A 26153-nucleotide genomic window follows, 5' to 3' on the forward strand; every position below is an offset into this window, starting at 1 on the left:
TGTCGGTGAATCGTGATGTCTTCATGGAAATCTCCTCAGGAAAGGTTACGAGAAAATTCCACTTTTGACGTCTGCTGATCTGAGGGGGGATTACCCTTGGTATCGATGCGAAGGAGTCCTCCAGATCCGTCGCGAAGAAAATCGATATGGAGTTTTGCACAAGAGCTGGTAGTTAAAATTTTGAATTTAAGGTTTCTTCAAGGGTGGATGCAATAACAGCCTGAGAGTCGTGGCATATTAAATATATGAATCAATAATTTAAAATATTTGCTGAAAAATGCACTAAAACTCTGTGGCGTCAGGCTCCGTTATGGTCTCGCAGAATGCGGTAAAGTTATTATTTTGATTATGAAATAATATCTTAAGGGTGTTAAATAATTTTCTCATATTTTTCTGCAGCTGAAATTTCGTTGCTGGTCGACTTCTGCAATGGCAATTGTTGCTTTACTAGCTTGCCCTCACCATATTCCTCGGCTTTGGCTCATGGTTCATTTCGTACTCGCTCTTTGATCAAAATCATCGGCTGTTCCAGAAATGGCTGCTCGACTGGATCGGCACGATGTTCTCGATGGGGGTGCTGGCGGCCATGGTGTCGATCTGCATGAAGATGGTTGTGAAGGTTGCCGGATCGCTCTGGGCGGTCAAGGGACTTGGCGTGTTGTTGCAAACCGATTTCACGAACGGCATCACAAGCCAGGCCATGCAAACGGGCGGGATGGGCGTATTGTTGACGCTCCTGATCCTGACGACCCCTCCGATGGCAGCATTCTTCTTCCAGGGCACGCTGGGCAGCTTCATGGCGTACTCGCAGATCGGTGGCGCTGCCTCGGCCGGCGGATCGCCTGGGCCGCAGGGGCAGGCGCCGGGGTCGTACACTCCGCCTAGGCCGATTGAGTCCTCTGGCTCGAATGATTTTGGAAATAATCGGCAAGTTATTGGATCTTCCCCTATTCAACAACAAAATAGTGGCAGTCGAGCTTCTGAAAGAATCCAGAATTCGTAGAGATCTTTATGAAAATTTTATTTCAGCTAGGTTTGTTGCTTATCTTCTTTTCATGTGCTTGGCCGGTGCTCGCTGAAGGCAATTGCCCCCAGGGCTATTATCCCATAGGAGGTCAAGGTGTCTCAGGATGCGCACCTATTAATAGCCAAGGTGCAAACTCTTCGCCTCAGCCTACTGGTGAATGGAAAACTCGTTGGGGAGCTCTAGCAAGAGATGAGATTACGCAAACTCTTGGGGTCGCGGCAGGGGAAAAATCTAAATCAGCTGCGCGCCATGCTGCTATCGATTTTTGCAGTCAAAATGGCGCTAAGGCTTGCAAAGTCGTATTTGTTTACAAAAACGCTTGTGTTGCTGTCATGGAGTCCCAGTCTGCTGCGAACTCAAGCGTAACCTCCGCGCCGGATAGTAAGCAAGCTCTTAAAATGGCTACTGAAAAGTGTGAGGGGCGCGGTGTTTCAGACTGCAAGTTAACTTACTCGGCTTGCAGTGATCCAGAATTCAGAGCGTACTAAAGTAAGGCACTATAAAAAATTAGCGCGTTAATTTTGTTTAAATAATTTAATTACTATTTATGTAAATTTTAAGCGGTAGCAATAAAGTAATTTGTTCGCATTGGATTAAGCCAAGCAATTCTTTAAGAAGTAGTTGCTCTATCGCACCGGTACGATGTTCTCGATGGGGGCTCGCGGCATGATGTCGATCTCAATGCAGATGCTCGCCAAGGTCGTTTGCTGCTATGGGCAGTGAAGGTGGTCACAAAGGTTGGGCAGTGCAGAGGCTGGGCATGGCGTTAAGCATGGATTTAACCAGCGGCATTACAAGCTAGGCAATGCAAACCGGCGGAATGGACGTATTGTTGACGCTCTTGATCCTGACGACCCCACCAATGGCAGCATTCTTCTTCCAGGGCACGCTGGGCAGCTTCATGGCGTACTCGCAGATTGGTGGTGCTGCATCGGCTGCTGGATCGCCTGGGCCGCAGGGGCAGGCGCCGGGGTCGTACACTCCTGCTCAACGGGTTGATGGAAGTAACAGCACGGCAGCTACTAATTCGCAGATTCGGGGTACGTCAGCCACCACCTCGCCAACCTCCGAATCTAGCCAAGCTAGCCGCGGGGCCCACCGCGACCTGAATACATAGGTATAGATGCGTGTATAAGTTCCTACTAATTGGTCTTTTTGTTTACGTAGCATTGGGTCAACCCTCTTTAGCTCGCGCAGAAGGTAATTGCCCCCCCGGATTTTATCCTATCGGTGGGCAAGGAGTATCCGGATGTGCACCGATTGAAGGCTCCTCCGGGGCAGCTTCCCCAACTGCTACTGGAGAATGGGAAACCCGTTGGGGGGCTCTCTCTATGGATGAAGCTAATGGGTTTGTCGGAGCATCTTCAAGTCAAAAGTCAAAAAGTCTCGCGCGCAAAGAGGCCGAGCTTGAATGTAAGAAGCTAGGTGGAGTTAAATGCAGGCCGATTTTTTACTACAAAAACCAATGCGCGGCCATTGCCGTCTCTTTAGGAACGAGTGGTTTTGGATATTCTGGCGCACCCTCGACTAACGAAGCGGAGACGTCAGCAATGAAAGCGTGTTCTGCAAAATCAGATGTCGGGAAGTGTAAGATCACATACTCTGCATGCAGTATGTCGTCTTTCAGGAAGTATTAGGTTTCGCAAGTTGGGTGGTGTTCGTGCCGCGAAGAAGCCTGATATTAGCGGAATTCTCGCTCGGGTAGGCACCCGGGTCTTATACGCCGCTGGCGACGGCCAAAGAAATGCCATCTTCAGTTGTCGTCAGCATAGTGAATTCGAGCTGCCTCGCCTAACTATGGGGCGTGACCAACATCCGGTATGTCTGCTTGTCCTATAGCCTAAGCCCAACCGCACCGTCAGCGGTAGCACTCTTCTTCCAAGGTAAGCTGGGGCAGATTTGTGGCCTACTCGCAGATTGGCGGTGCTACATCGGCTGGTAGGTTGCCAGGGCCGCAGGGGCAGGCGCCGGGGTCTTATCGACCTGCGGAACCTTCTGCACAGCCAAATCGAGTAGACGATGGAGCAATGACAGGAATGCGAATGTCAGGTTCCAATGCCCCGCAGTCCCAGCAGACGGGTGAGCGCGCTTCCAATCGAAATTCCAACTAGAAATGCTTATGAAACGTTATTTCTTGCTTTTTTTCTTAGTATGTTTCCGGTCCTGGCTTCTGCAGAAGGTGCATGTCCGCCTGGCTTTTACCCTATAGGCGGTCAGGGAGTGTCAGGGTGCGCGCCTATAGCGGCTGGAAACTCAAATGCACCTCAGCCAACCGGTGAGTGGAGCACCCGGTGGGGGGCTCTTGCTAGAAGTCAGGACAACTCAGTACTAGGCTTTGCAGCAAAGGAGCATTCCAAGTCTGCAGCAAAGAAAAATGCAATTAAGGCCTGTGTGGAAATTGGTGGAACCGATTGTAAGGTGAAAGTTTTTTATAAAAATAGTTGTATAGCTCAAGCGCAGTCAACTCAGCTTGGAAGATTCAACACTTTTAACGATAACTCCAAAGAGTTGGCGGAAAGTAATGCATTGCGAGACTGCGGAAATTCGGACTGCGTAGTGGGCTATTCAGATTGTAGTAAAGCGGAGTTTCAAGAATATTGATGTAAAGAAAGATTAGTGGGATTTTTGCCTTAGCGTGAAATGCACGAATGAATCGATTAAGCCACAATGATGGCCTTTTTTGAATAAATTTTTTGGGCAGGAGCTGCACCAGTTTCTAGCGGTGGATGTTCCCCAGGAAATCACTGGGTTGATCACCGGCAACGAAGATGAAACGGCGGAGCAGATCGACCAAAGCCTGGCCTGGATGCAGGTTGCGCTGACCACGATCGATTCGCTACAGGTGGTCGGTGACCAAGGTCTTGAACGAGAGAAGGCCACGGCACTATGGCTTACCGGCATTGGTACTGGCGGGCCGGCGCTGACGGCAGCCGCCATGTTGTTGCTTTACCAGGTCGCAATTGCCATGTTCATTGGCTTTGGTCCACTGTTCATCCTGTGCCTGCTTTTCGATCAGACCAAGCAGCTGTTCCAGAAGTGGCTGCTTTACGGGATCGGCACGATGTTCTCGATGGGGGTGCTGGCGGCCATGGTGTCGATCTGTATGAAGATGGTCGTGAAGGTTGCCGGATCGCTCTGGGCGGTCAAGGGGCTTGGCGTGTTGTTGCAAACGGGCGGGATGGGCGTATTGTTGACGCTCCTGATCCTGACGACCCCGCCGATGGCCGCATTCTTCTTCCAGGGCACGCTGGGCAGCTTCATGGCGTACTCGCAGATTGGTGGAGCTGCCTCGGCTGGTGGGTAACTTGGATGGATCAGTGGATTGTCGGGCTTATCTTATTTAGCATTGCCAATGCGCTGCTTTTGCCGTATTTCAGTCTGAAAATATTTTTCAAGTCTCTACCACGGAAGTGTGTGCTGTAAGTTCGGTGAAAAAATGCGAAGAGAGTAATGGTTGTTCATGCAAAGTTGGATGCTGTGATTTCTATCCTATTTTCAAGAAGTGTTGAAGTAATTAATCGGGGTTTTTATGGCCGGCTTGCGCGCATCATTAGAGACTTTGGTGATTTCGACTTTTTTCACATGCGTCATTTCACTCGTGGCGTGTAGCCCTGGTCATACTCCGTCCGCGGGCACTGACTCAGCAAAAGCACTCGCCGAGAATCAAGTTGAAAATAAACCTGTATTCGCGCTCCAAAAGGATTTGAAGATGCCATCTACTGTCAATGCTAAACTCAATAGTCAGGGCGAGATGAGCGTAAATATCAGCGATATCACTGTTTCAATTAAGGCGCAGGGCTGCAACGAAGATAGTCCAGGGATAATGCTGTGTAATCGCTCGCCGGTTGTAGAGGTGGCATTTCCAGGAGTCGAGTCAATTGCTCTGGAGCCCGAGGCATTGTACGTTGATAGCAATTCCACGTTCTATCATGGTCCGCTAGACGATTCTTACAAGAAAAACCGCCATTCAATCGTTCTGACCGATATCAATGGCGATGGGCACGAAGATGTAGTGGTGTGGTCTGGAAAAGAGGGGAATTATGGTGGTCCCTCTTACAGCGTCTATCTTTTCGATACTGCGCAGAAACGCTTGGTCTTCAATCCATCGCTTTCTGATATCACGGTAATGGCTAATGGCCTATTCTCCGTGAAAGGGAATCTACTGACGTCTACTTCTGGGGATGGATGCTGTATCCATGTTTTTGATACCTACGAACTCAGAAAGAACGAGGCAGTGCTGATAGAGCGGGTAACCGAAGACACGAATGATCCGGCCACCCCGAAGAAAAGGATCGAGCGGCTTCAAAACGGTGAGATGAAGGAGGTAACTAAATAGGAAGTGAGTGGTAGTTTGTAGTGAGTACATGCAACGCATCTTCGGGTTTGTAGTGCCGATGATGCAACAACAAATTCTAATGACATGCACGTACGGAGAATACTATGAGTGATGGACGTGGTCGGAGCACCGAAGGCTTTGGTGTGGATCGGGAATATTCCGTTAGGTTGATCGTCAAAACCGCGCTTGAGAACGGTGTGACCGATCCAAAGCAAATATCGTACATGTTGGCGACGGCTCAGCATGAGACGCGTAATTTTCAGGCGCCTGAAGAAGATTTCGGGCGTAGCCAGGCGCGCAAGCTTGGATACAGCGGCGGCGAAGAATTTTATGGCCGTGGCTATGTGCATCTCACGCACGACTATAATTATGCAAAGTTTGACAAGTTGCTGCGCCTAAATGGCGAAATGGTCCGTAATCCAGATATGGCGAAAGATCCAGAAATCGCCGCAAAGGTGCTGGTTGTTGGTATGCGCGATGGCTTGTTTACCGGCAAGCCTCTTGATCGATACATTGATGCCGATAGCCACGACGTCTATAACGCCAGGCGTGTAGTAAATGGTGTTACTCCCAGCAAACCTTGGAGTATCGAAGCAGCCAAAGACTGCCAAAGGCACGCGGAAAGTTGGGAGCGTCGTGTTCCTGATTTGATCGAGAGCGTCAAGCGCGATGGTGTTGATCTCAAAGCCAGCATTGCGCCCAGTTCGACCTCCCATCACGCCGCGAAATCACACGACGGCAAACTAGAACAGGGCGAGCGCGGCGATTCAGTGAAGCAGTTGCAAGGCCAGCTTGTACAGCTAGGCGCAGTTGGCCGCGATGGCAAGCCGCTGCACCCCGATGGCGATTTCGGCGCCAACACCAAATACGCCGTCGAGCAATTTCAGCGCGAGCGTGGTTTGCAGGTAGATGGTGTGGTGGGCAACCAGACGCAAGCAGCCTTGGCTCAGGCGCTGTCGCAGCAAACGGCCAAGCAAGCCGAGCAGACGGCCGCTCCTGAGGCATCCAGTCCCTTGCTGTCTGACCCTCGCCACCCGGACAACGCGATGTACAACGGTGCGGTCAGCAAGCTGGAAGCCTTGGGCGAACGGGGCGGTTTCTCCAGCCGCCAGGAACTCCAGCAAGCGGCCGGACAGATCGTGTTCGAGGCCAAGGTCAGTGGTCTACAGCGCATCGATCACGTGGTGCCCAACAAGAGCGGCGACGGCTTCTTCGCAGTGCAGGGCGAGATGACCGACCCGGCGATGCAACGCGTCTTTGTGGATCGCGCGCAGGCACAGAATCAGCCATTGGAACACAGCAGCCGACAGGCGGCCGAGGAAAGCCAGCGTCAGGCCAGCCAGGTGCAGGCCCAGGAGACTGCCTCGCGGTCGATGTCCATGTAATTCGGGAGTGGTGGTCGCTGTGCTTCAGCGATTTGGTAAATCGCCAAGGCGGTCAGGAATGTCCGCCTTGGCTCTACTTCTAACGACCTGCGCGACGAGATCGCGATTTTCCAGTGGAATCTGTTGCAGCGGACGACGGCATGGGTGGGGGTGATGGCGCTGACGGTGCTGACGCTGTGGATCTTGATCCAGGGCTATCGGATCGTGACGGGTCAGTCGCGTGAAGCGGCGATGGGCCTGGTGGTGACGGCGCTGCGCGCGGCGTTGATCATCGGTCTTGCGACGAGCATGGCGCAGGGGTCGTCGCAGCTGTATTGGAGTTTGACCGACGGGGTCAGCCATGCGATCACCAAGACGGTGACCGGTGACTCCGACAGCCCGTACGAGGCGATCGACAAGAACCTGATGTTGATGCAGGTGGCGATGACGGGTCTTGACCAGATCAAGACCGGCGGCGACGAAGAGAGCAAGGATGCCAAGGACCGTGCGCGCTGGTTTACCGGCATCGGCATGGCCGGGCCTGGCGTGGTCGCCGGCTCGATGCTGCTGCTGAACAAGCTGGCCATGGCACTGGTGGTAGGTTTTGGGCCATTGTTCATCCTGTGTCTGCTATTCCAGGCAACGAAGTCGTTGTTCAGCAAATGGTTGTTGTACGGCATCGGCACGGTGTTCTCGTTGTCGGTGCTGACCTTCACAGTGAGCTTGGCGACCAAGGTGGTGGGCGCAGTGGGCGCGGCCTTTGTGGCGAAGTGGGCATTGAACGGCGGCAGCGGCGAAGGCATCAGCAGCATGGCGCTGCAGCAGGGAGGATTGGGCTTGGTACTGACCACGTTGATCATTTGAAAGGTGTGTTTTCCCTATGGCTAGGCAGTCCGAAATGGCTCCCTGATTTTAGTTGTCAGGATTCTTGATTTTAGTGGCGAGGACTTAATGTTTAATTTTTTAAAAATTATGTATTTCCTAACAGCAGGGGTTATCTTTATATTACTTTGCGCCTGTAAACAGGAAGTTGTTCCGGAGGCGGTTGCTGGGCTCCCTAGTCAACCTCAAAATTCGAAATTGGGAGTGACTAAGGGAGTTTCTCAGACTGGAAATTCTGAAGAGATCACACGCGACCAGCAACGGGTCGCCCGCGAGCAAGATGAATTGTTAGAGAAAGCACTTAACAACGATGCTCAACAGCAACGGGGCGAGTTGGCTAAAGCTGTGAAACTCCGTTCGTCTTATGCTCAATGTGTTAAAGATTCCGATGCGGTCATGCCTGCATTGATGGATTGCAATAATGAAGAGTATGAATATCAAGATGCACGTTTAAATAGGGCGTATAGCCGCCTCTTGGACAACTTGTCAGCAGGCGATAAGGCTGCACTCAAGCAGGAGGAGCGAGATTGGATTAAGAAGCGTGACGCACTTTGCCAATCAGGTGGATCGCTTGGCGGCGGGCAGGCTGAAGAGTTGGAAGACAGTTCTTGTGAATTGAATGCGACAGCAAAGCGTGCCGAAGAACTGGAAAATCGTTAATCTCATTTATTTATATAATAAATCGAAAAATCCGAGGGCTCGATGATGGCAACTATGGATGGATGGAATTTGGGAATGACTTCTGCCCGACATGAAAGTGGTCGGCGTGGAGCTGAGACCATTTCGACGGGTAAGGGAGACCACGGTGGCGTTTCTTACGGCGCTTATCAGCTTTCCTCTAAGTCAGGAACATTGCGGGAATATTTGGATCAGTCGCGTTATGAGAAAGAGTTCGAAGGATTGTCGCCTGCGACAGTTGACTTTAATGAAAAGTGGACTCAGCTTGCACGCGCCGATCCCGCTTTTGGCCGGGACCAGCACGATTTCATCAAAAGTACGCATTACGACAGACAGGTTTCCGCACTAAAGGCTGGTGGGCTTGATTTAAGCGATCGTGGTCCTGCTGTCCAGGACGCGATTTGGAGTACCTCAGTGCAGTACCGAGCCTTGACTCCATCCCTATTTCGGAACGGGCTTGAAGCGAAGTTTGGCGAGGGCTATAAACTTTCCGATTTGTCAGATAAGCAGATCGTTGAGGCATTGCAGGACTACAAATATTCTCACACTGAGACGTTATTCAAGAGTTCACCCACACAGTGGGATTCGTTGCGTAATCGGGCGCTTGAGGAAAAGAAGGATTTAGTTGGTCTGACCGAAGGTCGGCTACCAACTCAAGGTTCCTCATCTAGGTCTAATAGTTCTCCGTCATCCAATGATGGCAAACTGGAACAAGGCGAGCGCGGCGAGTCAGTCAAGCAGCTGCAAGGCCAACTGGCTCAACTCGGCGCTACCGGCCGCGACGGCAAGCCTTTACAGCCAGACGGCGACTTCGGCGCCAACACCAAGCACGCGGTCGAGCAATTCCAGCGCGAGCATGGGTTGCAGGTAGATGGCGTCGTTGGCCAGCAGACGCAGGCAGCCTTGGGCCAGGCGTTGTCGCAGCACAGCGCCAAGCAAGCCGAGCAGGCGGCCGCTCCTGCTGCGCCAGGACAGGCAGCATCCAGCAGCAGCCCCTTGCTGTCCGACCCCCGCCATCCCGACAACGCGATGTACAACGGTGCGGTCAGCAAGCTGGAAGCCTTGGGCGAACGGGGCGGTTTCTCCAGCCGCCAGGAACTCCAGCAGGCGGCCGGACAGATCGTGTTCGAGGCCAAGGTCAGTGGTCTACAGCGCATCGATCACGTGGTGCCCAACAAGAGCGGCGACGGCTTCTTTGCAGTGCAAGGCGAGATGACGGACCCGGCAATGCGCCGTGTTTATGTGGATCGTGCACAAGCGGAAGCGCAACCATTGGAACACAGCAGCCGACAGGCGGCCGAGGAAAGCCAGCGTCAGGCGACGCAGGTGCAGGCCCAGGAGACTGCCTCGCGGTCGATGTCCATGTAAGTCGGGCGTGTTGGTCGAAGCGCTTCAGCGATTTGGTAAATCGCCAAGGCGGTCAGGAATGTCCGCCTTGGCTCTACTTCCAACGACCTGCGCGACGAGATCGCGATTTTCCAGTGGAATCTGTTGCAGCGGACGACGGCATGGGTGGGGGTGATGGCGCTGACGGTGCTGACGCTGTGGATCTTGATCCAGGGCTATCGGATCGTGACGGGTCAGTCGCGTGAAGCGGCGATGGGCCTGGTGGTGACGGCGCTGCGCGCGGCGTTGATCATCGGTCTTGCGACGAGTTATAGGTCTTCGACCACATCGCTTTGATCGGTAGCGGCGGGCGAGTGGCCGGCATCATGCCACCCGCCCGCCGGCCCCGTGCTGGCATGCGCAACGCCGGGCTGATTGGTTTACCATTCGTCTCCAAGACCCCTTGCGAGAAGGTGGCCCGCGCCCCGCGCCGGCCCAGCGTGCGACATGAGCACTACCACCGCCCACCGCTGATTCCGGACGCGCCAGTTCGCAGGGCGCCCGCGCGGCGTTCTTCCCGCATCACCTCTCGCCGCATCCCTATCCGAGCCTGTCCCGCAACGGGCAGATCTCCCTTGCAGCCGTCGCGCTGCAGCCAGCACAGACCTCATTCTTGCCCATGATCAACATCACGCTCCCCGACGGCAGCCGCCGCGAATTCGAATCCCCCGTCTCGGTGATGCAGGTCGCCCAGTCGATCGGTGCCGGCCTGGCCAAGGCCACCATCGCCGGCCAAGTGGACGGCCAGCTGGTCGACGCCAGCGACGTCATCGACCATGACGCCAGCCTGCGCATCATCACCGCCAAGGACGCCGAAGGCGTGGAGATCATCCGCCACTCGTGCGCGCACTTGGTCGGGCATGCGGTCAAGCAGCTGTATCCCGAGGTCAAGATGGTGATCGGCCCGGTCATCGCCGAAGGCTTCTATTACGACATCTACAGCGAGCGCCCCTTCACGCCCGAAGACATGGCCGCGATCGAGCAGCGCATGCAGGAACTGATCGCGCAGGACTACGAGGTGATCAAGAAGGTCACCCCGCGCGCCGAGGTGATCGAGCTGTTCGCCCAGCGCGGCGAGGAATACAAGCTGCGGCTGATCGAGGACATGTCCGACGACATCACCGCGATGGGCCTGTACTACCACCAGGAATACGTGGACATGTGCCGTGGTCCGCACGTGCCCAATACGCGCTTCCTCAAGGCCTTCAAGCTGACCCGCATTTCCGGCGCCTACTGGCGCGGCGATGCCAAGAACGAGCAGCTGCAGCGCATCTACGGCACTGCCTGGGCCGACAAGAAGCAGCTGGACGCCTACATCCTGCGCATGGAAGAAGCCGACAAGCGCGACCATCGCCGCATCGGCAAGCAGCAGGACCTGTTCCATCTGCAGGAAGAGGCGCCCGGTCTGGTGTTCTGGCACCCCAAGGGCTGGTCGCTGTGGCAGGTGGTCGAGCAGTACATGCGCAAGGTCTATCGCGACAGCGGCTACGGCGAGGTGCGTTGCCCGCAAATCCTGGACGTGTCGCTGTGGCAGAAATCCGGCCACTGGGACAATTACCAGGACGCGATGTTCTTCACCGAGTCGGAGAAGCGCACCTACGCGGTCAAGCCGATGAACTGCCCCGGCCACGTACAGGTGTTCAACCAGGGCCTGCACAGCTACCGCGATCTGCCGATCCGCTACGGTGAGTTCGGTGCCTGCCACCGCAACGAGCCGTCCGGCGCCCTGCACGGCATCCTGCGCGTGCGCGGCTTCACCCAGGACGACGGGCACGTGTTCTGCCTGGAATCGCAGATCGAATCCGAAGTCACCGCGTTCCATCAGCAGGCGTTGGCGGTCTACACCGCGTTCGGCTTCGACGACATCGAGATCAAGATTGCGCTGCGCCCGGAAAAGCGCCTGGGCGACGACGTCACCTGGGACAAGGCCGAGGCGGCGCTGCGCAGCGCGCTGGGCGTGTGCGGGGTGGAGTGGCAGGAGCTGCCGGGCGAGGGCGCCTTCTACGGCCCCAAGATCGAATACCACCTCAAGGACGCCATCGGCCGCACCTGGCAGCTGGGTACCATGCAGGTCGATTTCATGATGCCCGGCCGCCTTGGCGCCGAGTACGTGGACGAGCACAGCCAGAAAAAGCATCCGGTGATGCTGCACCGGGCGATCGTCGGTTCGATGGAGCGTTTCATCGGCATCTTGATCGAACACCACGCCGGTGCCTTCCCGTCCTGGCTCGCCCCGGTCCAGGTCGTTGTCGCAAATATCACCGACGCACAGGCAGACTATGTGGACTCGGTTCGGAAAACCCTTGCAAATCAAGGCTTCCGTGTCAACGCCGATTTGCGTAATGAGAAGATCGGTTATAAGATTCGCGAGCATACGCTGCAACGCGTGCCGTACCTGCTCGTCGTCGGTGACCGCGAGAAGGAAAATGGCGCAGTCGCCGTGCGGACGCGTTCGGGGGAGGACCTCGGGACCATGACGGTCTCTGCCTTCATCGAACGCCTGCAGGCAGAGCAGGCAGCGTGAGCCAACCCCGGCCGGTCTGGATGATCCGGATGCGCCGGTTCGATTCCCCTGGGAGATTGCAATATCAGTACCCCTGACAACAAACAGAACCGCAAGAACCAAGAAATCCGTGTGCCGCGCGTCCGCGTGATCGGCAGTGACGGTGAGATGGTCGGCGTGTTGTCGCGCGACGAAGCGCTCGCCAAGGCCGAGGAAGAAGGCCTGGATCTGGTCGAAATCCAGCCGCAGGCCGATCCGCCGGTCTGCAAGATCATGGATTTCGGCAAGTTCAAGTTCGAGCAGCAGAAAAAGGCCAACGAGGCCAAGAAGAAGACCAAGCAGGTCGAGATCAAGGAACTCAAGTTCCGTCCGGTCACGGACGAGGGCGACTACCAGATCAAGCTGCGCAACATGCGCCGCTTCCTGGAAGAGGGCGACAAGGTCAAGGTCAATATCCGCTTCCGTGGCCGTGAAATGAGCCACCAGGAGCTGGGTCGCGAAATGGCGTCCCGGATCGAAGCCGATCTGGGCGAAGACATCGTCATCGAGTCGCGTCCGCGCCTGGAAGGGCGGCAGATGGTCATGATGATCGCGCCGAAGAAGAAGATCTGATCGCACGTTGCGCCGGGCCTCGCTGGGGTCCGGCGCTGCTGCGGCGGCGTCCGATTTGCAAGAATTCCCGGTAACGGGTAGACTGCGCGGCCCGGTTTTGCCGGGGCGCCGCGTAGGCGGTACAGGACCTGTCCGGATCGTGTTCGATCAAGGACTTACAAGCAGGCAAGGGCATGGATGGAAAGCGTGGTCGCAAGACTGCCGCCCGGGTCAGTGACAAAACACCATCAAGGACATAGCAATGCCCAAGATCAAGACCAACCGGGCGGCGGCCAAGCGTTTCCGCAAGACCGCCTCCGGCAAGTACAAGTGCGGCCACGCAAACCGTAGCCATATCCTCACGAAGAAAGCGACCAAGCGGAAGCGCAACCTGCGGCAGACGAATCACGTCCGTGCCGAGGACGCAGGCCGTCTTGACCGTATGCTTCCCTACCTCTGAGGACTGAACCATGGCACGAGTAAAGCGTGGTGTGCAGGCGCGCCGCCGCCACAAGAAAATTCTGACTCTGGCGAAGGGCTACTACAATGCCCGCCGCAAGGTCTTCCGCGTCGCCAAGCAGGCGGTCATCAAGGCACAGCAGTACGCCTATATCGGCCGTAAGCAGAAGAAGCGCGTCTTCCGTTCGTTGTGGATCACCCGCATCAATGCGGCTGCCCGCATCAATGGCCTGAGCTACAGCCGCTTCATGAATGGCCTGTTGAAGGCCGGTATCACCCTGGACCGCAAGGTGCTGGCCGATATCGCCGTGCACGACGCCGCCGGCTTTGCTGCGCTGGCCGAGAAAGCCAAGGGTGCGCTGGCGGCATAGGTGCGAGTCCCTCGCAAGAGCCCGCACGTGGTTGGTGCGAGTCCTTCGCAAGAGCCCGCACATCCATGTGCGGACTGTTGAAGGGGTAGATCGTCTCGAGCAGCCGCACACTCGTGTGCCTGCTTTTGGTGATGAAACGCAGATATGCAGGGGGGAAGGGCGCGAGTCCTTCCCCTTTTGCGTTTTAGACGACAGGCATCGTTGCTTGGGTGCATGGCAAGACGAGATTTGAGTGGCAATGCGTTCCGGTGCATCCGGAAACATCGTTCGGTTGACGCAGTTGAGGCGCGAGTGCAATGAGTGAGATTCAATCCCTGACCGAGCGTGCGCTGGCCGATGTCGCCGCCGCGCAGACGCCGGACCAACTGGAGGCCTTGCGCGTCGCGTTGCTGGGCAAGAGCGGCAGCATCACCGCACAGCTCAAGCAGCTCGGCACGCTGCCAGCCGATCAGCGCAAAGCCGCTGGCGAAGCGATCAACCTGTCGCGCGATGCGCTGACCGCTGCATTGGCCGAGCGCAAACACACGCTGGAAAATGCCGCGCTGGACGCACGTCTGGCCGGAGAGCGGATCGATGTCACCTTGCCGGGTCGTCGCAGCGAACGTGGCGGGTTGCATCCGGTCACGCGCACGCTTGAGCGCATCGTCGAGATCTTTGCGCGCCTGGGCTATGAGGTGTCCGATGGTCCGGAGATCGAGGACGACTGGCACAACTTCGAAGCGTTGAACTTTCCGCCGCACCATCCGGCGCGTGCGATGCACGACACGTTCTATTTCGGCGATGGCCGCCTGTTGCGCACCCACACTTCCGGCGTGCAGGTGCGCTACATGGATGCGCACAAACCGCCGCTGCGCATGATCGCGGCCGGCAAGGTGTATCGCTCCGACTCGGACCAGACCCACTCGCCGATGTTCCACCAGGTCGAAGGCCTGCTGGTGGACGAGCATTCCACTTTCGCCGATCTCAAGGGCACTTTGTCCGAGTTCGTGCGGGCGTTTTTCGAGCGCGATTTCGAAATGCGCTTCCGCCCCAGCTATTTCCCGTTCGTGGAACCGGGCGCGGAAGTGGATATCGCCTGGCAGCAGCCCGACGGCAGCACGCGCTGGCTGGAAGTGCTCGGCTGCGGCATGGTGCATCCGAACGTGCTGCGTAGCGTCGGCATCGACCCGGAGCGCTACACCGGCTTCGCGTTCGGCCTGGGCGTGGAGCGCTTTGCGATGCTGCGCTATGGCGTCAACGACCTGCGCGCGTTCTTCGAAAACGATGTGCGCTTTCTCAGGCAGTTTGCTTGACGGCCGGGAATCGGGAATCGGGAGTGGAGAATCGGAGCAGCCAAGCGCGCTCCTAGCCCACCTTCCAGATCCCCGAAGACCTCCCGCTGTTGCGATTCCCGATTCCCTATTCTCCATTCCCGGCTTCTCATGAAATTCTCTGAAAATTGGCTGCGCAGCCACGTTCCCATCCAGGCGACCCGCGACGAGCTTGCCGCGACGCTGACGGCGATCGGTCTGGAGGTCGAAGAGGTCACGCCATTGGGCGAGGCCCTGGGTCAAGTGGTGGTAGCGCGCATTGTCGCGGCGGTGCGTCACCCGGAAGCCGATCGTTTGCAGGTGTGCAGCGTCGATGCAGGGCAGGGCGAGTTGCTGCAGATCGTGTGTGGCGCGCCCAATGCGCGCGCCGGTCTGGTAGCGCCGTTGGCGCTGGTCGGTGCGCGGATCGGCGAGCTGACCATCACTGCCGCCAAGCTGCGCGGGGTGGCGTCCAATGGCATGTTGTGTTCGGCCAAGGAGCTGGGGCTTGATAGCGATGCGTCCGGGCTGTTCGAGTTGCCGGACGATGCGCCGGTGGGTCAGGCGCTGGCCGAGTATCTGGGGCTGCCCGACGCCAGCATCGAGATCAAACTCACGCCCAATCGCGCCGATTGTTTCAGCGTGCGCGGCATCGCCTTCGATGTGGCGGCCGCATGCGCCAGCCAAGTGGTGGCCTTCGATGCGGCTGCGGTAGCGCCGGTGTCGATGCGCACGCTGGCGGTGGAATTGCATGCCGGCAGCGAGGCGCCGCGTTATTGCGGGCGTGTGATCGAAGGCATCGACCCGGCGGCCAAAACGCCAGTGTGGTTGGCCGAGCGGCTGCGCCGCAGCGGTGTGCGGCCGGTCTCGCTGCTGGTGGATATCACCCAGTACGTGATGCTGGAACTGGGCCAGCCGATGCATGCCTACGACCTGGATAAACTTTCCGGCCCGATCAGTGTGCGCCGTTCGCACTCTAACGAGGCTCTGATGCTGCTGAATGGCCAGCTCGCCGGTCTGGGGACGGGGAGGGAATTCCTAGTGATCTCTGATTTCGGTGGGGTCGCAGGCAAGGAGCGTGCGATCGGACTGGCGGGAATCATGGGCGGGGAGGATACAAAAGTCGACGATGCCACCCGCGATGTGTTCATTGAGGCCGCGTACTTCGACCCGGCCGCGATCATGGGCCGTGGCCGCAAGTTAGGCCTGCATACCGATGCCGGCCATCGCTTCGAGCGCGGTGTGGATCCAGCATTGCCGCCGCAAGCGATCGAGGTGGCCACGCGGTTGGTGCTGGAACTTGCGGGCGGCACGCCGGGCCCGGTCGTGCATGCGCAATTGCCGCAGCATCTGCCGCAGCCGGCGCGCATCCTGCTGCGGCGTGCGCGGATCGCGCGCGTGCTCGGCATCCAGATCGACGATGCCGAGGTTGTGCGCATTCTGAGCGCGCTCGGCATGCAGCTCGAGGCGGTGGCCGAAGGCTGGCAGGTGATGGCGCCGAGCCGCCGCTTCGATATCGCCATCGAAGAGGATCTGATCGAAGAGCTGGCGCGGATTCACGGGTACGACCGGGTACCGACCACATTGCCTGGCGGTGCCAGTCGCATCGCCATGCCGAGCGAGACCCAGCTCGATGAGCTCAGCGTGCGACGCCAGCTGGTGGCGCGCGAGCTGCAGGAAACCATCAATTACGCCTTCGTCGATGCCACGTTGCTGGAGCGCTGGAAGCTGGCCGATGGCCTGGTGCCGTTGGCCAATCCGCTCAGTGCCGAGCTTGCGATCATGCGTCCGCGCCTGTTGCCGGGCCTGGTGGCGACACTGGGCCGCAACGCCGCCCGCCAGGCCGGGCGCGTGCGCCTGTTCGAATTGGGCAAGGTGTTCGCGGCGGCTGCCGACACCGGCGCCGCGCCGCTGGAGGCGCAGCATGTCGCCGCTGCCGTCTGTGGCGATGCCTTGGCGCTGCAATGGGGCGAACCCGCGCGCAAGGTGGACTTCCATGACCTGAAGGGCGACCTGATGGCGCTGGCTGCGGCCAGTGGTGCGGTGCTGGAGTTCCAGCCTTCCACCGAGCCGTTCGGGCACCCGGGGCGCTCGGCCGATATCCATCGCGACGGCGTGCGCATCGGCTGGATCGGGCAGGTGCACCCGCGCCTGGCCAAGGCGCTGGACATCGACGTGGACGTGATCGCATTCGAGCTGCAGCTTGCCCCGCTGGTGCAGCGTGCGCTGCCGCGCGCCGGCGAACTGTCGCGGTTCCCATCGGTGCGCCGCGATCTGGCCTTCCTGGTGCCGGAAGAGGTGAGCTGGGCGGCGCTGTCGGCCAGCGTACGCACCTCGGTGGGGCCGTTGTTGCGCGAGGTGCAGCTGTTCGACCGTTATGTCGGGCAGGGGGTCGAGCCAGGTTTCAAGAGTCTGGCTATGGGCTTGATTTTGCAGGATAACTCGCGCACTCTCACCGACCGGGACGTGGATGCGGTCGTTACCGATGTGGTGGCCGCGATCGAGCGCGAGCACCGCGCCCGGATCCGGAGTTGAGGCGGTAACCAGGGGATTGGCATGGCATTGACGAAAGCGGAGATGGCCGAACGTCTGTTCGACGAGGTCGGTCTGAACAAGCGCGAGGCAAAGGAATTTGTCGATGCGTTTTTCGATGTGCTGCGCGATGCGCTGGAGCAGGGCCGTCAGGTGAAGCTGTCCGGGTTCGGCAACTTCGATCTGCGGCGCAAGAATCAACGGCCCGGTCGCAACCCCAAGACCGGCGAAGAAATTCCGATTTCGGCACGCACGGTGGTGACCTTCCGTCCTGGCCAGAAGCTCAAGGAGCGGGTGGAGGCTTATGCTGGATCCGGGCAGTAATCGCGAGCTACCGCCGATTCCGGCCAAGCGCTACTTCACCATCGGCGAGGTCAGCGAGTTGTGCGACGTCAAACCGCACGTGCTGCGCTATTGGGAAACCGAGTTTCCGAGCCTGGAGCCGGTCAAGCGCCGCGGCAATCGACGCTACTACCAGCGCCACGACGTGCTGATGGTGCGGCAGATTCGTGGCCTGCTCTACGAGCAGGGCTACACCATCGGTGGCGCGCGTCTGCGTCTGGAAGGCGATGGTGCCAAGAGCGAGTCGGCATTGAGCAATCAGATCATCAAGCAGGTGCGCATGGAACTGGAAGAAGTGCTGCAACTGCTGCGACGCTAGGAAAACGCTTCACAAAGCCGCTATACTCGCAGGCCGCCCTCGCGGCGGATGCAGCATCTTCGGGGTATAGCGCAGCCTGGTAGCGCACTAGTCTGGGGGACTAGTGGTCGTCGGTTCGAATCCGGCTACCCCGACCAAACACAAGGCCCATGTCTTCACGGACGTGGGCTTTTTTGTTGCGACGCAGCACGATGTTTCCGGGTTGTCATACGGGTGACTTAGTATGCGGATCGGCATAGTGGAGCCATGCGGGATCCGTTCTGTAGAGACCGTTCCTGTGCAGCTGAATCCGCGATGGACCTGGTTCACGGAATGCTGCTAAGTGTCAGAAAATGCTCCGAATCATTGCGGTTGAATCCCGATCTGGATCACGTTCTGTTAACGCGGCAATGACGAACTTGAATCAATGGTCCAACGCCGTCAAAAAAATGGCGTGCGGCAGCTTGCGATGCGTTGGTTCTATGCCATAGTGCACTGCAACACGTCACACCTGTCGTGATCCCGATCTGCTCGGGAAGCAACTCTCTGTCGTACGTTCGTGCTGGCGCGTTTGGCCGGTTGAATGCTGCGCGAGGTCCTGTCCCACCCAACCGAGGCAGCCAGCCACACGCATGAAGAAACTGATCGGACGATTCTGCCAAGGTATCAGCCTGGCGTTGATCTGCTCGATGACACTGGGCGCTTGCAGCACCGGGAAGGGCATGGCGTCGTCATTGCCGCTTCCCGACCCGCTCGCAATGTCCGCTGTGCAGCCCGAGTACCGACTCTCCCCAGGCGACTTGCTGCTGGTCAAGGTGTTCCAGATCGATGATCTGGAGCGTCAGGTCCGCATCGATCAGAACGGCCATATCTCGTTGCCGCTGATCGGCGACATCAACGCCGCCGGCATGGGTGTGGGTGAATTTGAAAAGATCGTGGCCGACCGCTACCGCTCCGGCTACCTGCAGAATCCGCAGGTGTCGGTGTTCGTGCAGGAGTCCAATGGCCGTCGCGTCACCGTGACCGGCGCGGTCGACGAGCCGGGCATCTACCCGGTGATCGGCTCCAACCTCACCCTGCAGCAAGCCATTGCCCAGGCCAAGGGCGTGAGTACGGTGGCCAGCCGTGGCAACGTCATCGTATTCCGCATGGTCAACGGGCAAAAGATGATTGCGCGATTCGACCTGACCGAGATCGAGAAGGGAGCCAATCCCGATCCTGAGATTTACGGCGGCGACATTATCGTGGTGTACCGCTCGGATGCGCGCGTTTGGTTGCGCACCATGCTGGAACTGACTCCTCTTGTGATGGTGTGGCGCGCTTACCGATGAGTATGAATTCCGACAATCGTTCCTCTTCGTCTCATCGTCACGGGCATCTCGAGCTGGCGGATGTGAGCCTGCTCGACTACTGGCGCGCCTTGGTGTCGCAGCGCTGGTTGATCCTTCTGATCATCCTGGGTGCGGTGTTGCTGGCGCTTGGCGTCACCTTGCTGATGCCCGAGAAGTACCGTGCCACCAGCACGCTGCAGATCGAGCGCGACTCGCTCAACGTGGTGAACGTGGCGAACCTGATGCCGGTGGAGTCGCCGCAGGATCGTGACTTTTACCAGACCCAGTACCAGTTGCTGCAGAGCCGTTCGCTGGCGCGCGCGGTGATTCGCGAAGCCAAGCTCGATCAGGAGCCGGCCTTCAAGGAGCAGGTCGAGGAAGCGCTGGAAAAGGCGGCCGCCAAGAATCCGGAAGCCGGCAAGTCGTTGGACTCGCGTCAGGCGATCGTCGAGCGCAGCCTCACCGATACCCTGCTGGCCGGACTGGTGGTCGAGCCGATCCTCAATTCGCGCCTGGTGTACGTCAACTACGATTCGCCCGACCCGGTGCTGGCAGCCAAGATCGCCAACACCTATCCCAAGGTGTTCATCGTCAGCACCCAGGAGCGCCGCATGAAGGCGTCTTCGTTCGCGACCCAGTTTCTGGCCGAACGTCTGGAGCAGTTGCGCGCCAAGGTCGAAGACTCCGAGAAGAACCTGGTCTCCTACTCGACCGAGGAGCAGATCGTGTCGGTGGGCGATGACAAGCCCTCGTTGCCTGCTCAGAACCTGACCGACCTCAACGCGTTGCTGGCATCGGCGCAGGACACCCGCATCAAGGCCGAGGCGGCGTGGCGCCAGGCTGCGAGCGGCGATTCTATGTCGCTGCCGCAGGTACTCAGCAATCCGCTCATCCAGAGCCTGCGCGGCGAACAGATCCGTCTGACCACCGAGTATCAGCAGAAGCTGTCGACCTTCAAGCCCGATTACCCGGAAATGCAGCGCCTCAAAGCGCAGATCGAAGAATCGCGTCGTCAGATCAATGGCGAGGTGATCAACATCCGCCAGTCGCTGAAGGCGACCTACGACGCGTCGGTGCATCAGGAAGAACTGCTCAACCAACGTATTGCCGGTCTGCGCAACAGCGAACTGGATCTGCAGAGCCGCAGCATCCACTACAACATGCTCAAGCGCGACGTCGATACCAACCGCCAGCTCTACGATGCGCTCCTGCAGCGCTACAAGGAGATCGGTGTGGCCGGCAACATTGCAGCCAACAACGTGACCATCGTCGATACCGCAGATGTGCCTACGTCGAAGACCTCGCCGAAAATCAAATTGAACCTCGCTTTGGGCTTCATCTTTGGCGTATTCCTGGGTGTGGCGGTGGCGCTTGTGCGTTACTTCCTGCGCGGTAATACGGCGGAAACGCGGTTGAACTGAGAATGCGCCGTTCCAGAACGGTGGTTAATTTAAGTGACAACTGATTCAGCGTGGAAAAGGTCGGATCCCGTATGTTCTGGGCTCCTTCGTTTGAAAGTTTGTCTCTGTTGAAACAAATGGCTGTCGAGTGATCTGGGGTCGGTAAGTATTACCGCGGTGATCACCCGGCGGAGATGATTGAAAGCTCGCTTGCGTTTCGCATGTTCCCCCGCATGCGCCGTATCGGGTTTGGAGGACATCCCCATGCTTTTGGCAGACTTGAGTAGCGCGACCTACACGACATCCTCGCCGCGCCTGTTGTCGAAATACTCGGCTGCGGCCGATCTGGTCCTGCGCGTCTTCGACCTGACCATGGTCGTGGTCTCCGGGCTGATTGCCTACCGTATCGTCTTCGGCTCCTGGGTGCCTGCGGCACCGTACCGGGTCGCCATCGCCACCACGCTGCTGTACTCGGTGATCTGCTTTGCGTTGTTCCCGTTGTATCGCAGCTGGCGCGGGCGCGGACTGTTGAGCGAGCTGATGGTGCTCGGTGGTGCGTTCGGCGGCGTGTTCGCGCTGTTTGCGGTGCACGCGCTGATCGTGCAGGTCGGCGAGCAGGTGTCGCGCGGCTGGATCGGGCTGTGGTTTGTCGGCGGTCTGGCATCGCTGGTGGCGGCGCGCACCTTGCTGCGCGGTTTCTTGAACCATCTGCGCACCCAGGGCGTGGACGTACAGCGTGTGGTGGTGGTCGGTCTGCGCCATCCGGTGATGAAGATCAATCACTACCTGAGCCGTAATCCGTGGGTCGGCATGAACCTGGTCGGTTATTTCCGCACGCCTTACGACATCGCCGTGACCGAGCAGCGCCAGTCGCTGCCGTGTCTGGGCGACCCGGACGCGTTGATCGAGTATCTGAAGGACAACCAGGTCGAGCAGGTGTGGATTTCGCTGCCGCTGGGCGAGCGCGATCACATCAAGCAGCTGCTGCAGCGTCTGGATCGTTATCCGATCAACGTGAAGCTGGTGCCGGACCTGTTCGACTTCGGCCTGTTGAATCAATCCGGTGAGCAGATCGGCAACGTGCCGGTGATCAACCTGCGCCAGGGCGGTGTCGATCGCGACAACTACTTCGTGGTTGCCAAGGCATTGCAGGACAAGATCCTGGCCGTGATCGCGTTGATGGGCCTCTGGCCGCTGATGGCTGCGATTGCAGTGGGCGTCAAGATGAGCTCGCCCGGTCCGGTGTTCTTCCGTCAGCGCCGCCATGGGTTGGGTGGTCGTGAGTTCTATATGTTCAAGTTCCGCTCGATGCGCGTGCATGACGATCATGGCACCACCATCCAGCAGGCGACCAAGAACGACACCCGTATCACCCGGTTCGGTGCGTTCCTGCGCCGCAGCAGCCTGGACGAGTTGCCGCAGATCTTCAACGTGCTCGGTGGCAGCATGTCGATCGTCGGTCCGCGTCCGCATGCCGCGCAGCACAATACCCATTACGAAAAGCTGATCAATCACTACATGCAGCGCCATTACGTCAAGCCGGGCATCACCGGTTGGGCGCAGGTCAACGGCTTCCGTGGCGAAACGCCCGAGCTGCGGACGATGAAGAAGCGTATCCAGTACGACCTCGATTACATCCGTCGTTGGTCGCTGTGGCTGGATATCCGCATCATCGTGCTCACCGCGGTGCGGGTGCTCGGACAGAAGACCGCGTACTGATGATGGCGGGGAGCGTGCGACTTGGCGCGTCCGGCGCTGCGGGCGGCTGCATTGCAGCCGCCCTTTTCAAGCAGGCGTCTGCATGCTGATCCGAATGAGCGATGCAACGCGCGTGCGCCTGCACAACCTGCTGATCGAGCTGACGCTCCTGGTCGGCGTGGGTTACAACCTTGTACTGGCGTTGATCAACGCGAACGTATTCACCGTCCGCCCGGTGGTCACTTATGCAGTCGAGTTCATGGTCTACGCGGCCTGCTTTCTGCTCGGCCTCGGCTCGCTGAGCCGAAAGCGCATCGCGTTGATCGTCAGCGGATTGGGGCTGATTGTCACCCTGATGTTCGTGCGTTTCCTGGTGAACTGGGAGATCGACCCGAAGTTCTTCCGCGACGCATTGGTGGTGTTTGCTTTTGTCGTGCTGGGGTCTGCCTACACGGGGTCGGTGCCCAAGTTGTTCTTGCGCATGACCATCATCGTGTCGCTGGTGGCTGCGTTCGAATTGGCAATGCCCACCGCATACGGCGATCTGGTCAACCCCAAGAGCTTCTTCGTCAATGCGCGCGGCATGAGCGCCGAGGGCTTCTGGAACGAAGACAGCAATCTGTTCGTCAGTGCGACGCGCCCGGGCGAGCGTAATTTTTTGCCTGGCTCCAATCTTCCACGTGCCTCCTCGATGTTCATCGAGCCGGTGACGATGGGTAACTACATCTGCTTCTTCACCGCCATCCTGCTGGTGTTCTGGCGCTGGATGCGGCCATCGATGCTGATCCTGTCGGTGGGACTGATCGGTTTCATGGTCGTGGCCTCGGATGGACGCCTGGCTGCGGGCACCTGCGTGCTGATGGTCCTGTTGACGCCGCTATTGAAACGCCTGGATCAGCGATTGGCGTTCCTGGTGTTCCTGCTGGTGATCATGACGGCGTGGTTGCTGGTGTGGATGACCGGAATCACCGCCTATCAGGACACCACGATGGGGCGGGTGTTCTTCACCGTTTACTCGATGAACAACCTGTCGTTCGAGTCCTGGATGGGTCTGGATTTTGCGCAGGCGTATCGCTACTTCGATAGCGGCATTGCGTATTTCATTGCATCGCAGTCGATCGTCGGCGTGCTGGCATTCCTGCTGTCTTACTCGTTCCTGTTGCTGATGCCGAGCAAGGAGGGGCAGCTGTTCAAGAACCTGGCCATCTTTGCATTTGCGCTGAGTCTGCTGGTGTCCAACGGCTACTTCTCGATCAAGACCTCGGCGCTGTGGTGGTTCGTCTGCGGCTACCTGTGGCACATGCTGCCGACCTGGTCTGCGGCGACGGGTACACCTGGCACGCTGATCAAGGACGATCCAACGGCAGATGGCGCGCAGTTGCCATTGCCTGCGGGAGGGGCGCGGTGAGCGTAGCGGCGATGCAAACGCAATCGTCGGCAGCGCCGACGGCTGGCGCGCATGTCGCGACCACTGGACGTGCGCGTGATCCACGCATCGATGCCACCAAGGCCATCGCCATCCTGCTGGTGGTGTTCTGCCATGCCAAGGGCGTGCCGCACGGCATGACCTTGTTTGCGTACAGCTTCCATGTGCCGCTGTTCTTCCTGGTGTCCGGCTGGCTGGCATCCGGCTATGCCTCACGCACCACCGGGCTTGACCGGCGTTCACTGAGCCGGCATGCACGCAGTCTGTTGGTGCCGTATGCGACGTTCTATCTATTGGGTTACGTTTACTGGTTGCTGACCCGCAACATCGGCGAGAAGGCCGCCCGCTGGGGCAGTCACCCGTGGTGGGAGCCGATCGTTTCGATGTTCACCGGCATCGGCCCGGACCTGTATGTGCAGCCGCCCCTGTGGTTTCTGCCGGTGATGTTGGTGACGGTGATCGGTTACGCGCTGCTACGCCGGTGGATGTCGCCGATGGTGATCGCGCTGGCATCGTTGCTACTGGCGTGGTTGTGGATGGGCTGGTTTCCGGCGCAGCAGCTGCGGCTGTTCTTCGGACTGGACGTGTTGCCGGTGTCGTTGTGTTTCTACGCACTTGGCGCCTTGTTGATCTATCTCTCGCCGCGTCTGCCGACGTCCTTGCCGGGCAGTGCGCTGGCAACGGTGCTGTTGGCGCTGCCGGTGGTGTGGCTTGCCCAGACCAACGGACGCATCGACGTCAATATGCTGGAATTTGGCCGTGACCACGCCGCGTTCGTGCTGAGTGCAGTGCTGGGTTCGTTGATGGTGATCTGCGCTGCACGATTGGTACAGGGCTGGGCGTGGGTGCAGTGGATCGGCCGCAACACCTTGCTGATCTTGTGCACGCACATGCTGGTGTTCTTTGTGTTGTCCGGCGTTGCCGCCGTGTCGGGCATCTTCGGTGCCTGGCGTCCCGGGCTGGGCTGGGCGGTGTTCGTCACGGTGTTCGCGTTGGCTGCGTGCGTTCCGTTGCGCTGGTTGCTGATGCGCTTTGCGCCGTGGACCTTGGGTGCGCGCCCGGTGGCGGCATGACCGGCGCCGCAGCATGACCACCGCAGCGTATTCCGCCAACGCCGGACACAACAGTGCTCCAGCAAAAGCCGGGCCGGCGCCCGCGTTGACGCGCGACTGGCAGATCGATGCCGCCAAGGCGCTCGCCATCGTTCTGGTGATGTTGGGGCACGCCAGCGGGATGCCGCCGGCGTACAAGTTGTTCGCCTACAGTTTCCACGTGCCGTTGTTCTTTGTGCTTTCCGGCTGGGTCGGCGAACGTTTTGGCAGCCGCGCACTCAACGTCGCGACGACGCAAAAACTGGCGCGGACGTTGCTGCTTCCTTACCTGGCCTTCTTCCTGGTGGCGTATGGGTACTGGTTGCTGACCGCCGCGCTCAACGGCGCGCTGCATCAACCCAATGCGCACTCCTGGTGGGACCCGTTCGCCGGGCTGTTCTGGTCCAATGGCTCCAGCTTGTATGTGCTTCCTGCGCTGTGGTTCCTGCCTGCGCTGTTTGTCACAACGCTCGCCTACATTGCGCTGCGTGCACGCCTCAGCACGGCCATGGTTGCCGTGCTCAGCGTGCCACTCGCGTTGGTGTGGGCTGGTTGGTTTCCGTCGCTGCATCTGCGGTTACCGTTTGCGTTGGACGTCTTGCCCGTCGCACTGTTCTTCATCGCCATCGGTGGTTGGCTGTCGCGCTTTGCCGATGCGCTGCGCTCGCTTGGCATGCGCGTCTGGGCAGCGGCATTGCCTGTGGTGGCTGTGACGTGGTGGTGGCTGGCCGCTGCGAACGGGCAGGTGGACGTCAACAATCTGCAGTTCGGGCAGTCGGCCGCAGTGTTCTTGCTGGTCAGCCTGCTGGGAACCGCGATGACCTTGTGTGTGGCGTATTTCATCCGGCACTGGCGCTGGGTGCAGTGGATTGGCACCAACACCTTGCTGATCCTGTGTACGCATACGCTGGTGTTCTTGGTGGTCACCAGTGTGGTGGCGCGAACGGGGGTGATCGATCGCCATGTGATCGGTACGCCGATCTGGGCGATGGGGCTCTGCGTGGTTGCCGTTGCCGCGTGCGTCCCGATGCGTGCGGTATTGGTGCGAATCGCGCCGTGGATGTTGGGATTGAAAGGGAAATGATGCACTTCCAGAATCATCAGCCGTCGCAGCAATCAAGTGTGTGTCGTTGGCAAAGGAGATTGGCG

The 26153-nt window shown here is 58.6% G+C and carries 22 protein-coding genes, 1 tRNA gene and 3 pseudogenes; 25 read left to right on the forward strand and 1 reads right to left on the reverse strand.

The annotated features are described in order from the left end of the window. Positions 1-516: 516 nt before the first annotated feature. The gene (locus GGR62_RS21455) at positions 517-798 is read right to left on the reverse strand and encodes a hypothetical protein (RefSeq protein WP_326520261.1); all 282 of its coding nucleotides are present in this window, start codon (positions 796-798) and stop codon (positions 517-519) included. A 213-nt stretch (positions 799-1011) separates the two neighbouring features. Here GGR62_RS21455 and GGR62_RS13165 point away from each other — a divergent pair, with 213 nt between their 5' ends. From GGR62_RS13165 to GGR62_RS13285, 25 genes and pseudogenes are all read left to right on the forward strand, one after another. Continuing rightward, entirely contained in the window at positions 1012-1515 is a 504-nt protein-coding gene (locus GGR62_RS13165) for a DUF4189 domain-containing protein (protein ID WP_184408338.1), read from the forward strand. A 293-nt stretch (positions 1516-1808) separates the two neighbouring features. Next, positions 1809-2015 (forward strand): annotated as a pseudogene (locus GGR62_RS21260) (conjugal transfer protein TrbL); the annotation flags it as partial. 1091 nt (positions 2016-3106) lie between these two features. Further along, on the forward strand, positions 3107-3628 hold the full coding sequence (locus GGR62_RS13175; protein ID WP_184408340.1) for a DUF4189 domain-containing protein: 522 nt from the start codon (positions 3107-3109) through the stop codon (positions 3626-3628). 79 nt (positions 3629-3707) lie between these two features. Next, complete coding sequence (locus GGR62_RS13180; protein WP_326520262.1) at positions 3708-4331, forward strand: type IV secretion system protein; 624 nt, start codon at positions 3708-3710, stop codon at positions 4329-4331. Between the two features lie 225 nt (positions 4332-4556). Next, complete coding sequence (locus tag GGR62_RS13185) at positions 4557-5363, forward strand: FG-GAP repeat protein (RefSeq protein ID WP_260305966.1); 807 nt, start codon at positions 4557-4559, stop codon at positions 5361-5363. A 104-nt stretch (positions 5364-5467) separates the two neighbouring features. Beyond that, positions 5468-6748: a peptidoglycan-binding protein gene (locus GGR62_RS13190; RefSeq protein ID WP_184408341.1), complete on the forward strand. Its 1281-nt coding sequence runs from the start codon at positions 5468-5470 to the stop codon at positions 6746-6748. Between the two features lie 39 nt (positions 6749-6787). Beyond that, positions 6788-7588 (forward strand): annotated as a pseudogene (locus GGR62_RS13195) (type IV secretion system protein); the annotation flags it as partial. A gap of 90 nt (positions 7589-7678) precedes the next feature. Next, positions 7679-8269, forward strand: a complete 591-nt coding sequence (locus GGR62_RS13200) for a lysozyme inhibitor LprI family protein (RefSeq protein WP_184408342.1) — start codon at positions 7679-7681, stop codon at positions 8267-8269. Positions 8270-8314: 45 nt separating this feature from the next. Then, positions 8315-9655 (forward strand): peptidoglycan-binding domain-containing protein, encoded by a 1341-nt coding sequence (locus tag GGR62_RS13205; RefSeq protein ID WP_184408451.1) that lies wholly within the window; start codon positions 8315-8317, stop codon positions 9653-9655. Between the two features lie 39 nt (positions 9656-9694). Beyond that, positions 9695-9943, forward strand: a pseudogene (locus GGR62_RS13210) (conjugal transfer protein TrbL); the annotation flags it as partial. A gap of 349 nt (positions 9944-10292) precedes the next feature. Continuing rightward, positions 10293-12197 (forward strand): threonine--tRNA ligase, encoded by a 1905-nt coding sequence (thrS, locus tag GGR62_RS13215; RefSeq protein WP_184408343.1) that lies wholly within the window; start codon positions 10293-10295, stop codon positions 12195-12197. A 63-nt stretch (positions 12198-12260) separates the two neighbouring features. Next, complete coding sequence (infC, locus tag GGR62_RS13220) at positions 12261-12788, forward strand: translation initiation factor IF-3 (protein WP_074057168.1); 528 nt, start codon at positions 12261-12263, stop codon at positions 12786-12788. Positions 12789-13029: 241 nt separating this feature from the next. Then, positions 13030-13227: a 50S ribosomal protein L35 gene (gene rpmI / locus GGR62_RS13225; RefSeq protein WP_002811096.1), complete on the forward strand. Its 198-nt coding sequence runs from the start codon at positions 13030-13032 to the stop codon at positions 13225-13227. 10 nt (positions 13228-13237) lie between these two features. Further along, positions 13238-13597 (forward strand): 50S ribosomal protein L20, encoded by a 360-nt coding sequence (gene rplT / locus GGR62_RS13230; protein ID WP_016903313.1) that lies wholly within the window; start codon positions 13238-13240, stop codon positions 13595-13597. 296 nt (positions 13598-13893) lie between these two features. Then, positions 13894-14889 (forward strand): phenylalanine--tRNA ligase subunit alpha, encoded by a 996-nt coding sequence (gene pheS, locus GGR62_RS13235; protein WP_184408344.1) that lies wholly within the window; start codon positions 13894-13896, stop codon positions 14887-14889. Positions 14890-15018: 129 nt separating this feature from the next. Next, positions 15019-17421, forward strand: a complete 2403-nt coding sequence (gene pheT / locus GGR62_RS13240; RefSeq protein WP_184408345.1) for a phenylalanine--tRNA ligase subunit beta — start codon at positions 15019-15021, stop codon at positions 17419-17421. Positions 17422-17442: 21 nt separating this feature from the next. Then, entirely contained in the window at positions 17443-17742 is a 300-nt protein-coding gene (locus GGR62_RS13245) for an integration host factor subunit alpha (protein ID WP_002811076.1), read from the forward strand. Next, positions 17723-18079 (forward strand): MerR family transcriptional regulator, encoded by a 357-nt coding sequence (locus GGR62_RS13250; protein WP_005995911.1) that lies wholly within the window; start codon positions 17723-17725, stop codon positions 18077-18079. The genes GGR62_RS13245 and GGR62_RS13250 overlap by 20 nt, the downstream gene beginning before the upstream one ends. Before the next feature lie 60 nt (positions 18080-18139). Further along, positions 18140-18216: transfer RNA gene (locus GGR62_RS13255), tRNA-Pro, on the forward strand. A 474-nt stretch (positions 18217-18690) separates the two neighbouring features. Further along, positions 18691-19389, forward strand: coding sequence for a polysaccharide biosynthesis/export family protein (locus tag GGR62_RS13260; protein ID WP_184408346.1), 699 nt, complete (start codon positions 18691-18693; stop codon positions 19387-19389). Then, positions 19371-20810 (forward strand): GumC family protein, encoded by a 1440-nt coding sequence (locus GGR62_RS13265; RefSeq protein WP_184408347.1) that lies wholly within the window; start codon positions 19371-19373, stop codon positions 20808-20810. The genes GGR62_RS13260 and GGR62_RS13265 overlap by 19 nt, the downstream gene beginning before the upstream one ends. 243 nt (positions 20811-21053) lie before the next feature. Continuing rightward, the gene (locus GGR62_RS13270) at positions 21054-22508 is read left to right on the forward strand and encodes an undecaprenyl-phosphate glucose phosphotransferase (protein WP_184408348.1); all 1455 of its coding nucleotides are present in this window, start codon (positions 21054-21056) and stop codon (positions 22506-22508) included. A gap of 94 nt (positions 22509-22602) precedes the next feature. Continuing rightward, the gene (locus GGR62_RS13275) at positions 22603-23895 is read left to right on the forward strand and encodes a polysaccharide biosynthesis protein GumE (protein ID WP_184408349.1); all 1293 of its coding nucleotides are present in this window, start codon (positions 22603-22605) and stop codon (positions 23893-23895) included. Further along, the gene (locus GGR62_RS13280; RefSeq protein WP_184408350.1) at positions 23892-24986 is read left to right on the forward strand and encodes an acyltransferase family protein; all 1095 of its coding nucleotides are present in this window, start codon (positions 23892-23894) and stop codon (positions 24984-24986) included. Before GGR62_RS13275 ends, GGR62_RS13280 begins: the two co-directional genes overlap by 4 nt. Further along, positions 24964-26088: an acyltransferase family protein gene (locus GGR62_RS13285; RefSeq protein WP_326520263.1), complete on the forward strand. Its 1125-nt coding sequence runs from the start codon at positions 24964-24966 to the stop codon at positions 26086-26088. The genes GGR62_RS13280 and GGR62_RS13285 overlap by 23 nt, the downstream gene beginning before the upstream one ends. The last annotated feature ends 65 nt before the right edge of the window (positions 26089-26153 follow it).

The organism is Xanthomonas sp. 3075, from assembly GCF_014197275.1.
In the GTDB taxonomy this organism is placed as follows: domain Bacteria; phylum Pseudomonadota; class Gammaproteobacteria; order Xanthomonadales; family Xanthomonadaceae; genus Xanthomonas; species Xanthomonas campestris_B.